Origin of the sequence: Bacillus sp. FSL R5-0603 (genome assembly GCF_038050295.1) — a bacterium.
GTDB classification, from domain to species: Bacteria; Bacillota; Bacilli; order Bacillales; family Bacillaceae; genus Bacillus; species Bacillus subtilis.
Genome location: NZ_JBBOYP010000001.1, coordinates 3,073,565 through 3,086,373 on the forward strand (window position 1 = coordinate 3,073,565; position 12,809 = coordinate 3,086,373).

At 45.3% G+C, this 12,809-nt stretch carries 13 protein-coding genes; 12 read left to right on the top strand and 1 reads right to left on the bottom strand.

Annotated features, from left to right (window positions below; genetic code table 11):
• Positions 1-365 precede the first annotated feature (365 nt).
• The 5 genes from nupN to maeN all read left to right on the top strand — a co-directional run bounded on the left by nupN (position 366) and on the right by maeN (position 6,552).
• Entirely contained in the window at positions 366-1,445 is a 1,080-nt protein-coding gene (nupN, locus tag NYE56_RS15915) for a guanosine ABC transporter substrate-binding protein NupN (RefSeq protein ID WP_341284087.1), read from the top strand.
• Between the two features lie 74 nt (positions 1,446-1,519).
• Positions 1,520-3,052, top strand: a complete 1,533-nt coding sequence (nupO, locus tag NYE56_RS15920) for a guanosine ABC transporter ATP-binding protein NupO (protein ID WP_341284088.1) — start codon at positions 1,520-1,522, stop codon at positions 3,050-3,052.
• Complete coding sequence (gene nupP / locus NYE56_RS15925; RefSeq protein ID WP_341284089.1) at positions 3,045-4,091, top strand: guanosine ABC transporter permease NupP; 1,047 nt, start codon at positions 3,045-3,047, stop codon at positions 4,089-4,091. The genes nupO and nupP overlap by 8 nt, the downstream gene beginning before the upstream one ends.
• On the top strand, positions 4,092-5,051 hold the full coding sequence (gene nupQ, locus NYE56_RS15930) for a guanosine ABC transporter permease NupQ (protein ID WP_014480697.1): 960 nt from the start codon (positions 4,092-4,094) through the stop codon (positions 5,049-5,051).
• Between the two features lie 154 nt (positions 5,052-5,205).
• Positions 5,206-6,552, top strand: coding sequence for a sodium/malate symporter MaeN (maeN, locus tag NYE56_RS15935; RefSeq protein ID WP_133954402.1), 1,347 nt, complete (start codon positions 5,206-5,208; stop codon positions 6,550-6,552).
• Between the two features lie 35 nt (positions 6,553-6,587).
• Here maeN and NYE56_RS15940 read toward each other — a convergent pair whose 3' ends face one another.
• Positions 6,588-6,803, bottom strand: a complete 216-nt coding sequence (locus tag NYE56_RS15940; RefSeq protein ID WP_341284090.1) for a hypothetical protein — start codon at positions 6,801-6,803, stop codon at positions 6,588-6,590.
• Positions 6,804-7,033: 230 nt separating this feature from the next.
• On the opposite strand from NYE56_RS15940, the gene NYE56_RS15945 reads away from it, so the two are divergent.
• From NYE56_RS15945 to mnhG, 7 genes are read left to right on the top strand one after another with little or no spacing between them, the layout of a single operon-like run.
• Positions 7,034-9,439, top strand: a complete 2,406-nt coding sequence (locus tag NYE56_RS15945; RefSeq protein WP_341284091.1) for a Na+/H+ antiporter subunit A — start codon at positions 7,034-7,036, stop codon at positions 9,437-9,439.
• Positions 9,432-9,863, top strand: coding sequence for a Na(+)/H(+) antiporter subunit B (locus NYE56_RS15950; protein WP_251188280.1), 432 nt, complete (start codon positions 9,432-9,434; stop codon positions 9,861-9,863). The genes NYE56_RS15945 and NYE56_RS15950 overlap by 8 nt, the downstream gene beginning before the upstream one ends.
• Positions 9,863-10,204 (top strand): Na(+)/H(+) antiporter subunit C, encoded by a 342-nt coding sequence (locus NYE56_RS15955; RefSeq protein WP_003220730.1) that lies wholly within the window; start codon positions 9,863-9,865, stop codon positions 10,202-10,204. Before NYE56_RS15950 ends, NYE56_RS15955 begins: the two co-directional genes overlap by 1 nt.
• Complete coding sequence (locus NYE56_RS15960) at positions 10,197-11,678, top strand: Na+/H+ antiporter subunit D (protein ID WP_043940184.1); 1,482 nt, start codon at positions 10,197-10,199, stop codon at positions 11,676-11,678. The genes NYE56_RS15955 and NYE56_RS15960 overlap by 8 nt, the downstream gene beginning before the upstream one ends.
• Positions 11,679-11,683: 5 nt before the next feature.
• Positions 11,684-12,160, top strand: a complete 477-nt coding sequence (locus NYE56_RS15965) for a Na+/H+ antiporter subunit E (protein ID WP_003228815.1) — start codon at positions 11,684-11,686, stop codon at positions 12,158-12,160.
• Positions 12,160-12,444, top strand: coding sequence for a Na(+)/H(+) antiporter subunit F1 (locus NYE56_RS15970; protein WP_003228814.1), 285 nt, complete (start codon positions 12,160-12,162; stop codon positions 12,442-12,444). Before NYE56_RS15965 ends, NYE56_RS15970 begins: the two co-directional genes overlap by 1 nt.
• Positions 12,428-12,802 (top strand): monovalent cation/H(+) antiporter subunit G, encoded by a 375-nt coding sequence (gene mnhG / locus NYE56_RS15975; protein WP_341284092.1) that lies wholly within the window; start codon positions 12,428-12,430, stop codon positions 12,800-12,802. Before NYE56_RS15970 ends, mnhG begins: the two co-directional genes overlap by 17 nt.
• Positions 12,803-12,809: the final 7 nt, after the last annotated feature.

Below are 12,809 nucleotides of genomic sequence, written 5' to 3' on the forward strand. Positions count from 1 at the left end.
CATTTTTAAGCAAACAATTCTAAAAATAGATACTTTTTAAAAAATTATGCGAAATTCTATTTATTTCTTATTAGTTAAATGATAAATTATGATTGGTAAGTTGATCCCGAAAAACTAAGTCATAAGTCTTACTTCAGAAAACGATGTCACGGTTTTCCGCCCGGAACGCCTTCCGCATCTTTCTCTTCCCCGCCTTTCGAAGGAAATACTCACACCACGCTTATTCAGGGAAGAATAGAACTGTCTCAGCGCATTCCATTTGTTATTATCAGAAAATTTTATCGATTCTAAGAAATTGTTCAGGACAGCCCATCACATGACTGGCCGGATCAGCTTTGAACCAAATTTTTCTGGGGGGTTATATCTTGAATAAACGAAAAATCGGATTGGCGATGTCACTTGTGATCGCAGCAGGCACCATATTAGGAGCATGCGGAAACAGCGAAAAAAGCAGCGGCTCAGGCGAAGGCAAAAACAAATTCAGTGTGGCGATGGTTACTGACGTAGGCGGAGTGGATGACAAATCCTTCAACCAATCAGCCTGGGAAGGCATCCAAGCCTTTGGGAAAGAGAATGGGCTGAAAAAAGGCAAAAACGGTTACGACTATCTTCAATCCAAATCTGATGCAGACTATACAACGAACTTAAATAAATTGGCGCGTGAGAATTTTGACTTAATTTACGGCGTCGGCTACTTAATGGAGGATTCAATCAGCGAAATTGCTGACCAGCGCAAAAATACAAACTTTGCGATTATAGATGCTGTTGTCGATAAAGACAACGTCGCAAGTATTACGTTTAAAGAGCAGGAAGGCTCATTTCTCGTCGGAGTGGCCGCAGCCCTATCAAGCAAATCAGGAAAAATCGGCTTTGTAGGCGGCATGGAATCAGAGTTAATCAAAAAATTCGAGGTCGGCTTCCGTGCCGGCGTGCAAGCAGTTAACCCTAAAGCCGTTGTAGAAGTGAAATACGCAGGGGGTTTCGATAAAGCCGATGTCGGCAAAGCAACCGCCGAAAGCATGTATAAATCAGGCGTAGATGTTATTTATCACTCTGCGGGCGCCACTGGCACAGGCGTCTTTACTGAAGCGAAAAACCTGAAGAAAGAAGATCCAAAACGTGATGTCTGGGTCATCGGTGTCGATAAAGACCAATACGCAGAAGGCCAGGTAGAAGGAACAGATGATAACGTCACCCTCACTTCCATGGTGAAAAAAGTAGATACAGTCGTTGAAGATGTAACGAAAAAAGCGAGCGACGGAAAGTTCCCGGGCGGCGAAACACTTACCTACGGGCTTGATCAAGACGGAGTCGGCATTTCTCCATCTAAACAAAATCTATCGGATGATGTAATCAAAGCGGTCGATAAATGGAAGAAAAAAATCATCGACGGATTTGAAGTCCCGGCAACCGAGAAAGAGCTGAAAACCTTCAAAGCTGAATAAGAATCGCAGGGATAAGGAGGTCGAGCCCTTATCCCTTGTTTTTCTTTTATTTTGAAAAAAGGAGCGGTCAATCAATGGAATATGTCATTGAAATGCTCAATATCCGCAAGGAGTTTCCTGGTATCGTCGCCAATGACAATATCAATCTTCAAGTCAAAAAAGGCGAAATACACGCGTTGCTCGGTGAAAACGGAGCGGGGAAATCAACATTGATGAATGTCCTTTTCGGGCTGTATCAGCCGGAGCGGGGTGAAATTCGGGTGCGCGGCGAGAAGGTGCACATCAACAGCCCGAACAAAGCGAATGACCTTGGAATTGGAATGGTGCACCAGCACTTCATGCTTGTTGACACCTTTACAGTTGCTGAAAATATTATTCTCGGGAAGGAGCCAAAGAAGTTTGGCAGAATTGACCGGAAGCGTGCTGGCCAAGAGGTGCAGGACATTTCCGATCGATACGGCCTTCAGATCCATCCTGAAGCAAAAGCAGCTGACATATCAGTCGGTATGCAGCAGCGCGCAGAAATATTAAAAACCCTCTACCGCGGTGCCGACATTCTGATTTTTGATGAACCGACGGCTGTTTTGACGCCTCATGAAATTAAGGAACTGATGCAAATTATGAAGAACCTGGTCAAAGAAGGGAAGTCCATCATCTTAATCACCCATAAGCTGAAAGAGATTATGGAGATTTGTGACCGCGTTACGGTTATCCGTAAAGGAAAAGGCATCAAAACCCTTGATGTCCGTGATACAAACCAAGACGAACTCGCCAGTCTAATGGTCGGCCGCGAGGTATCGTTCAAAACTGAAAAGAGAGCTGCTCAGCCGGGAGCGGAAGTGCTTGCGATTGACGGCATAACTGTAAAGGATACCCGCGGAATAGAGACAGTCAGAGATTTGTCTCTTTCTGTCAAAGCGGGAGAAATAGTCGGCATAGCAGGCGTCGACGGAAACGGGCAATCAGAGCTGATCGAAGCGGTGACAGGACTCCGCAAAACAGATTCAGGAACAATCACCTTAAACGGAAAACAGATCCAAAACCTGACGCCAAGAAAAATCACTGAATCCGGGATCGGGCATATTCCTCAGGACCGCCATAAACACGGTCTCGTCCTTGATTTTCCAATCGGAGAGAATATCCTGCTGCAAAGCTATTACAAAAAGCCGTATTCAGCATTGGGCGTTTTACATAAAGGCGAAATGTACAAAAAAGCACGCAGCCTGATCAGCGAGTACGACGTCAGAACGCCGGATGAATATACACACGCTCGGGCATTGTCAGGCGGAAACCAGCAAAAAGCGATTATCGGGCGGGAAGTAGACAGAAATCCTGATTTATTAATTGCCGCCCAGCCGACTCGCGGCCTTGATGTCGGAGCGATTGAATTTGTCCATAAAAAGCTCATTGAGCAGCGTGATGCCGGGAAAGCCGTTCTTCTCCTCTCGTTTGAGCTTGAAGAAATTATGAATCTCAGTGACAGAATCGCCGTTATTTTTGAAGGACGCATTATCGCCAGCGTTAATCCGCAGGACACCACTGAACAGGAGCTTGGTCTCTTGATGGCAGGAAGCACGCAAAAGGAAGCGGGGAAAGCAAATGGTTAAACGACTCTCTCATTTACTCGTGCCGCTCATCGCAATCATCCTTGGTCTTGCGGCCGGCGCGTTGATTATGCTTGTGAGCGGCTACAGTGTGGCCAGCGGATATTCGGCTTTGTGGAATGGGATATTCGGTGAAATCTATTATGTCGGAGAAACCATCCGGCAAATTACGCCTTATATTTTATCCGGATTGGCTGTCGCGTTTGCATTCCGAACCGGACTCTTTAATATCGGCGTCGAGGGCCAGCTGCTCGTCGGCTGGACAGCAGCTGTTTGGGTCGGTACGGCGTTTGACGGACCGGCATATATTCACTTGCCGCTGTCATTGATTACAGCAGCAACTGCAGGAGGATTATGGGGGTTTATTCCCGGCATTTTGAAAGCGCGATTTTTCGTTCATGAAGTCATTGTCACCATTATGATGAATTATATCGCGCTGCACATGACCAATTACATCATTTCAAACGTCTTGACAGATCATCAGGACAAGACGGGGAAAATTCACGAATCCGCCTCCCTCCGCTCTCCTTTTCTTGAACAGATCACCGATTACTCACGGCTGCATTTGGGAATCATCGTTGCCCTTCTCGCAGCAGTTATCATGTGGTTTATCATCAACAAAACTACAAAGGGATTTGAGCTCCGGGCGGTCGGGTTTAACCAGCACGCTTCCCAGTATGCCGGCATGAGCGTGCGGAAGAATATCATGACCTCCATGCTTATCTCCGGCGCTTTTGCAGGCCTTGCCGGAGCCATGGAGGGCCTAGGGACATTCGAATACGCAGCAGTGAAAGGCGCATTTACCGGCGTAGGCTTTGACGGTATCGCTGTCGCTCTTCTCGGGGGAAACACAGCCGTCGGCGTTGTACTGGCGGCATGCCTGCTTGGCGGGCTGAAAATCGGCGCATTAAATATGCCGATTGAATCAGGCGTTCCATCAGAGGTCGTTGATATTGTGATTGCCATTATTATTCTGTTTGTGGCTTCAAGCTATGCGATTCGTTTCGTCATGGGCAAATTGAAGAAAAAGGGGGGGAACTAAGTGGACATTGTGCAGATTTTATCTATCATTGTCCCTGCCACACTCGTCTATGCGGCCCCGCTTATTTTAACTGCTCTCGGCGGCGTGTTTTCCGAGAGATCAGGTGTTGTGAATATCGGCCTAGAAGGCCTCATGATTATCGGGGCGTTCACCAGCGTGTTATTTAATTTATTTTTTGGTCCGGAATTAGGTGCCGCCGCACCTTGGCTTTCGCTCCTTGCCGCCATGGCAGCAGGCGCCCTATTTTCACTGATTCACGCGGCAGCGGCGATTTCGTTTCGCGCCGACCAGACAGTCAGCGGTGTCGCCATTAACATGCTGGCGCTTGGGGCAACTTTATTTATCGTCAAATTGATCTACGGCAAAGCGCAGACAGACAAAATTCCAGAGCCTTTTTATAAGACAAAAATCCCCGGTTTGGGCGATATTCCCGTCTTGGGAAAGATCTTCTTTTCGGATGTCTATTATACGTCAATTCTTGCAATAGCACTTGCCTTTATTTCCTGGTTTATCTTGTTCAAAACGCCGTTCGGCCTTCGTATCCGTTCTGTCGGAGAGCATCCGATGGCGGCCGATACGATGGGAATCAACGTATATAAAATGCGCTACATCGGCGTGATGATCAGCGGATTGTTCGGTGGTCTCGGCGGCGGCGTATATGCCTCCACAATTGCGCTTGATTTCACGCACTCTACCATCTCCGGGCAAGGCTTTATCGCCCTGGCAGCGCTTGTATTCGGAAAATGGCATCCGATCGGAGCACTGGGGGCCGCCCTGTTTTTCGGATTCGCCCAAAGCTTAAGCATCATTGGATCGCTGCTCCCTCTTTTTAAAGACATACCAAATGTGTATATGCTGATGGCTCCTTATGTCTTAACGATTCTCGCTTTAACCGGCTTTATCGGGCGGGCAGATGCGCCAAAAGCCAATGGCGTGCCTTATATTAAAGGAAAAAGATAAAACATTCTCCCCTGGGAAGACGATTCTCAGGGATTTTTTTCTAATCCAAAAGACCCCCTTAATTTAATTGTTTATTAGTTTTTTAACTTAAAAAAATATGAAGTGTTAACGCTTTCTTGTAGACTGTAACAAACAATACATGGGGGTGTATGACATGGGAGCAATTCCAAAAACGGGGACAATTTCACCTGAGCAAAAAGACTCACAGGGGAAAAACCTGTTTCAAAAAATCTGGTCTTGGGAAATCGGTGTGATTCCTCTGCCTTTATACACAGTATTAGCTGTTATTATTATTCTTGCAGCCTATTACAATGAGCTGCCGGCAAATATGCTTGGCGGGTTTGCCATCATTATGATTCTTGGTGTGTTTCTCGGAGACATAGGCCAACGCATACCGATATTGAAGGATATTGGCGGCCCTGCTATTTTATCTTTGTTTGTTCCTTCATTTTTAGTCTTTTACAATGTACTGAATTCAACATCTTTAGACGCTGTAACCAACTTGATGAAAACGTCTAACTTCCTTTATTTCTATATCGCTTGCCTTGTTGTGGGAAGTATCCTCGGTATGAACAGAATTGTTTTAATACAGGGGTTTATCAGAATGTTCGTTCCACTGGTTGCAGGAACGATCGCGGCCGTTGCAGCCGGCATCCTTGTCGGATTTATTTTTGGCTATAGTGCCTATGATTCCTTTTTCTTTGTTGTTGTCCCGATTATTGCCGGGGGAATAGGTGAAGGAATTTTGCCGCTTTCAATCGCCTATTCACAAATACTGGGCTCATCCGCTGATGTATTTGTGTCTCAGCTGGTTCCAGCCGCAATTATAGGAAACGTCTTTGCTATCATATGTGCAGCCTTAATGAAAAAGCTTGGTGATAAGCGTCCAGATCTAAATGGGAACGGACGTCTCGTAAAATCTAAAAAAGCAAATGAGATTTTCAATCAAAAAGAAGCCGAATCAAAAATTGATTTTAAGCTAATGGGAGCAGGAGTTCTGCTCGCGTGTACATTCTTTATTTTTGGCGGGTTATTGGAGAAATTCATCTTCATCCCGGGCGCGATCTTAATGATTATTTCAGCTGCGGCTGTCAAGTATGCGAATATTCTTCCGAAAAAAATGGAAGAAGGCGCTTACCAGCTTTATAAGTTTATTTCTTCAAGCTTTACATGGCCGCTGATGGTCGGTCTCGGCATCCTCTTTATTCCGTTGGATGACGTAGCGTCTGTGATTTCTATTCCGTTTGTCATCATCTGTATTTCAGTTGTTATCGCGATGATTGGTTCTGGATATTTCGTAGGCAAGCTGATGAACATGTATCCGGTTGAATCCGCAATCGTTACCTGCTGCCACAGCGGCCTCGGCGGAACGGGTGATGTTGCCATTTTATCGGCATCAGGAAGAATGGGCCTTATGCCGTTTGCCCAAATTTCAACCCGTCTCGGCGGTGCAGGCACAGTTATTTGCGCGACAGTGCTGCTTCGTTTTTTCACTTCATAAACAGAAAGAGTTCCGTTTTATGCGGAACTCTTTTTTTATTTATTCACAATCCGAATATACTCTCGGGGACCAAACGGCAGATCCTTTGATTCCGTCTCACTCATTCTGGCTGACAGGTGGTGCTCCAGTAAATACAGCTCCCACTCATCACCAGCCGCCACACCGCTGCGCCCGTCATATTGATTCAACATGAATGTCCCTGCAAATACTGAGCAGAATAAACCTGAGCACATCACGACTTTTCTTTTCACATGACCAGCTCCTTACATTCAGCTTGATCAGGATTGATTTTAAATATACAAATAACTTCTTTTTTGTTAGACTTATTTTGAGGTCAAAAGAACTCATAAAAACCCATTACAGCAGTTCGAAGCGTGGCAGCTTGCAGAAAAGTGCGCTATAATTTGGACTAGGTCGTTTGACCGTATATTTCATACATAGCGCATTTTTCAATTGAGAACGAGAAAAGGAGGTCTTATCTTTGCAGCTCTTACATCTTGCTATTTTATCGCCTTTTTTATTTGCTTTTATCATTCCCTTCTTGGCAAAATACGCAAAAAGAGTGCATACGGGCTGGTTTGTGTTGATCTTGCCCGTCTTGCTGTTTATATACTTTCTCCCAATGATCAGGATGACACAATCTGGAGAAACACTTCGATCGGTATTAGAGTGGATTCCGTCACTCGGCATTAACTTTACCGTTTATATAGACGGCCTCGGGTTATTATTCGCTTTACTGATCACAGGCATTGGCTCTTTGGTCACTCTTTACAGCATTTTTTATTTATCGAAAGAAAAAGAACAGCTTGGGCCCTTTTATGTCTACTTATTGATGTTCATGGGCGCCATGCTCGGCGTCGTTCTAGTAGACAATGTCATGGTTCTCTACATGTTCTGGGAACTTACAAGCCTTTCATCCTTTTTGCTGATCGGCTATTGGTATAAGCGGGAAAAGTCGCGCTATGGCGCAGCGAAATCACTTTTGATTACGGTCAGCGGCGGGCTGTGCATGCTCGGCGGATTTATTCTCCTTTATTTGATAACGGATTCCTTCAGTATTAGAGAGATGGTTCATCAGGTTCAATTAATTGCCGGCCACGAATTGTTTATCCCGGCTATGATTCTCATTTTATTAGGGGCTTTTACGAAATCAGCGCAATTTCCTTTTTACATCTGGCTCCCTGACGCGATGGAAGCTCCGACGCCTGTCAGCGCTTATCTCCATTCAGCTACTATGGTAAAAGCCGGCATTTATGTGATTGCGAGATTCAGTCCAATTTTCGCCTTTTCAGCCCAATGGTTTTGGATCGTATCCCTCGTCGGGCTCTTTACGATGGTTTGGGGTTCATTCCATGCCGTGAAACAAACTGATTTAAAATCGATTTTGGCGTTTTCAACCGTCAGCCAGCTCGGCATGATCATCTCCATGCTCGGAGTCAGTGCTGCGGCCCTTCATTACGGACATACAGAATATTATACAGTTGCCGCTATGGCTGCCATTTTCCATTTGATCAACCACGCAACCTTTAAAGGAAGCTTGTTTATGGCAGTCGGGATTATCGATCACGAAACAGGCACACGGGATATCCGGAAGCTAGGCGGCCTGATGGCGATTATGCCGATTACATTTACCATTTCCTTAATCGGGACATTTTCAATGGCCGGCCTACCGCCGTTTAACGGATTTTTGAGTAAAGAAATGTTTTTCACAAGCATGCTTCGCGTGACACATTTCGACCTGTTCAACGTGCAGACATGGGGCGTTCTGTTCCCTGTTCTCGCCTGGATCGGAAGTGTATTTACGTTTATCTACAGCATGAAATTGCTGTTTAAAACATTCAGAGGAAGTTACCAGCCTGAACAGCTTGAAAAACAGGCTCACGAAGCGCCTGTCGGCATGCTCGTACCACCGGTCATTCTTGTCGCTTTGGCTGTCAGTCTCTTCTTTTTCCCGAATATATTGTCGTACAGCCTGATAGAGCCTGCGATGAACTCAATCTATCCGACACTGCTTGCCGGCCATGAGAAATTCCACGTTCACATTTCACAGTGGCATGGGGTTACAACGGAATTGCTCATGACTGCGGGTATTGTTGTGATCGGAACAATTGGTTATTTGTCGCTGAATAAGTGGAAGGGAATCTATAAACTGTTTCCTTCAAAACTCACACTCAACCGGTTATACGATAAGCTTTTGACTCTGATGGAGAAAGGCTCTTACCGGGTCACAAAACAATATATGACCGGGTTTTTAAGAGATTATTTGCTGTATATCTTCGCTGGTTTCATCATTCTGATAGGCGGAGCTTTTGCCATTAAAGGCGGATTTTCATTTAAAACGGAAGGCATGGCTAAAATCGGTGTATACGAAATCATTTTGACGCTTGTCATGGTCAGCGCCACAGTGGCGACTGTTTTTGCTAGGTCAAGACTGACGGCGATCATTGCACTCGGTGTTGTCGGTTATACGCTTGCATTGTTTTTTGTCATTTTCAGAGCGCCGGACTTGGCATTGACTCAGCTCGTCATTGAAACGATTTCTGTGGCACTGTTTCTGCTTTGCTTCTACCATTTGCCGAAACTGAGGCTGAAAACAAAAACGAGAACGTTCCGGATGACGAATTTTATCATTTCTTTAGGCGTCGGTATTATCGTTACTCTGCTCGGTATCGCATCCTCAAGCCAGCGGACAAAAGACAGCATTGCGTCCTTCTTTGTCAAACACAGCCACGATCTCGGCGGAGGGGATAATGTCGTCAATGTCATTCTTGTTGATTTCAGGGGATTTGATACAATGTTTGAAATTACGGTATTAACAATAGCCGCTCTCGGCATTTACAGCATGATTAAAACAAAAGTAAAAGAGGAGGGGAAAAGCGGTGAATGAACAAAAAACAAATGACTTGATTCTTCAAACTGCGACAAAGCTTGTATCCTTTATCATTTTGCTTTTCTCTTTCTATTTATTTTTATCAGGGCATAACGCGCCCGGAGGAGGCTTCGTCGGCGGACTGATCACGTCCTCTTCCATCGTTCTCTTGCTTCTGGCATATGATTTAAAAACCGTGCGTTCCCTTTTGCCGGTCAATTTCATTTATGTCGCGGGAGCCGGCCTTCTGCTCGCTGTATTAACAGGCGTTGGCTCCTTTGTCTTCGGGTCTCCTTTTTTAACCCACACATTCGGATACTTTCAGCTGCCGATCCTTGGGAAAACGGAGCTCGCCACAGCGACGATATTTGATTTAGGCGTTTATCTTGTTGTCGTAGGCATAACGATGACCATTATTCAAACGATTGGAGAGGAAGAATAATGGAAATCTTAATGGCTGTATTAGCCGGTATTATTTTTATGGCTGCTACGTATTTGCTGCTGTCTAAAAGCCTGCTTCGCGTCATTATCGGAACAGCACTGTTAAGCCATGGCGTTCATTTAATGCTTTTGACTATGGGAGGATTAAAGAAAGGCGCCGCTCCGATTTTGAGCGAGCATGCCAAATCATTTGTCGATCCGCTTCCGCAAGCCCTGATTTTGACCGCAATTGTCATTTCTTTTGGCGTTACGTCATTCATCCTCGTCATGGCCTTTCGCGCTTATCAGGAATTGAAATCGGACGATATGGATCAAATGAGGGGAAATGATCAACATGAATAATTTTGTTATTTTGCCAATCCTGATCCCGCTTTTGTCGGCTATTCTTCTGATTTTCATGACGAAGAATCTTATGCTCATGAGAATCTTCAGCACGGCGGCATCGGCCATCGGGATTGTGATTAGCGGCATACTTGTACAGACTGTCTTCACAAAAGGCATCCAGACACTCAGCCTAGGCGGATGGAAAGCGCCGTACGGCATTGTGCTTGCCGCAGACCAATTCGCCAGCCTTCTCGTTCTCACAACAGCGGTCATCGGTTTATTGGTTGGGCTTTATTCCTTCCGTTCTGTCGGTGAAAAACGGGAGCGCTCCTTTTACTACTCCGGCGTTCAGTTCTTGCTTGCCGGCGTCAGCGGAGCGTTTTTAACAGGCGATTTATTTAATATGTACGTATTTTTTGAGCTTCTTCTTATTGCTTCCTATATGCTGATTGTATTAGGCGGCACAAAAATTCAGCTGCGGGAATCCCTTAAATATATTGTGTTTAATATCGTATCGTCTGCCCTGTTTGTCATAGGGGTCGGCTTTTTATACGCTGTAACCGGCACGTTAAACATGGCGGATCTTAGCGTGAAAATCAGCGAAACAGGACAAACCGGGCTGATCACTGTGATTGGTGTCCTGCTGCTTTTGGTATTTGGCATGAAGGGCGGAATCTTCCCCCTCTACTTTTGGCTTCCAGGCTCTTATTACGCGCCACCGGCAGCAATCTCCGCGTTGTTCGGCGCTTTGCTGACAAAAGTCGGGTTATATGCGATAGCGAGGGTTTTCACATTGATTTTCATTCACGATACTGCCTTTACCCATCAGCTGATGATTTGGCTGGCGGCGCTGACTGTGATTTTCGGTGTGATCGGTTCACTCGCTTATTCGAATGTCATGAAAATTGTGATCTATAACATTATTACCGCTGTCGGCGTGATTTTGTTCGGTGTGGCAGTACACACCCCCGCATCCATTCAGGGCGCGATCTACTATCTGATTCACGATATGCTGATTAAGGGCGCTTTGTTCATGCTGGCAGGTACGCTGATCGCATTGACTGGAACCGCGAGCCTGCATAAAATGGGCGGGCTGATCAAACGCTATCCTGTTCTTGGATGGATGTTTTTCATTTCCGCTATTTCTCTTGCAGGCATTCCGCCACTGAGCGGATTTGTCGGCAAATTTAAAATTGCAGAGGGCGGCTTCGCAGAAGGTGAATTTACGATATCCATGCTGATTCTGCTTTCGAGTCTGCTCGTACTGTACTCTGTGCTGAGGATCTTTATACATGCGTTTTGGGGCGAAGAAAAAGAAACGCCAAAACCAAATCATCGAACAGCTAAAGGACTTCTTTATCCGGCAGCTATTTTTCTCTTGCTGTCTCTTCTCTTCGGGTTGGGTACAGAATGGGTGTCGCCTTACGTTGATCAAGCGGCCGAGACGCTGCTGAATCCGGAAAAATATATCGAAGCTGTTCTGAAGGAGTAGATCGCATGGCATTTCAAATTTTATTAAATGTGTTTCTCGCTTTTTGCTGGATGTTCTTAAGCAACAGTCCAAGCGCCGCAGGATTCATTACAGGCTATATTCTGGGAATGCTCTCTCTATTTTTCTTCCGGCGCTTTTTCACTCGCCAGTTTTATCTATGGAAATTGATTTCTATCATCAAGCTCTGTTTCATTTTTATAAAGGAACTGTACCTTGCCAATGTCAGTGTGATGAAATCAGTCTTATCTCCAAAACTGAATATCAGACCGGGTATTTTTGCTTTTAAAACTGAACTGACGAAGGACTGGGAAATCACCCTGCTATCTCTGCTCATTACATTAACGCCGGGAACCTTGGTGATGGATATTTCAGATGACAGAACAATACTTTATATTCATGCAATGGATATCGAGGATGCGGAAAAAGCGATTTTTGATATTCGGGAGTCATTTGAAAAAGCCATACAGGAGGTGAGCCGGTGATGTTTACGCTGATCCTGCAAATCGCGCTCGGCATTATGGCAGTGTCTACCTTTTTGTATGTCATTCGTGTCATTAAAGGGCCGACTGTGCCTGACCGGGTCGTGGCTCTGGATGCAATCGGCATCAATCTGATCGCAATCACGGCGCTTGTCTCCATTTTGCTGAAAACAAGTGCGTTTTTGGATATTATTTTGCTGCTGGGGATTTTATCGTTTATCGGAACGATCGCATTTTCCAAGTTCCTGGAGAAAGGAGAGATTATCGAAAATGATCGAAACCGCTAACGTCGTTGTGGCTGTATTCATATTGCTGGGAGCTCTTGTATGCCTCATTGCTTCATTTGGCGTACTTCGCCTTCCCGATGTGTTTACACGCGCTCATGCTGCTTCTAAAGGCTCAACATTAGGTGTCAATATGATTCTGCTCGGTGTCTTCTTCTATTTGTGGTTTGTGACGGGGGAGCTCTCCGCTAAAATCCTGCTTGGGATTCTCTTTATCTTTATTACGTCGCCTATCGGCGGGCACTTGATCTGCCGTGCTGCGTATAACTCCGGCGTCAAGCTTGATGAGAGAAGCTTACAGGATGACTATAACGGAATCAGAAACTTTGTGATTAAACGAAAAGAGGATTCTTATTTATAAAAATAAG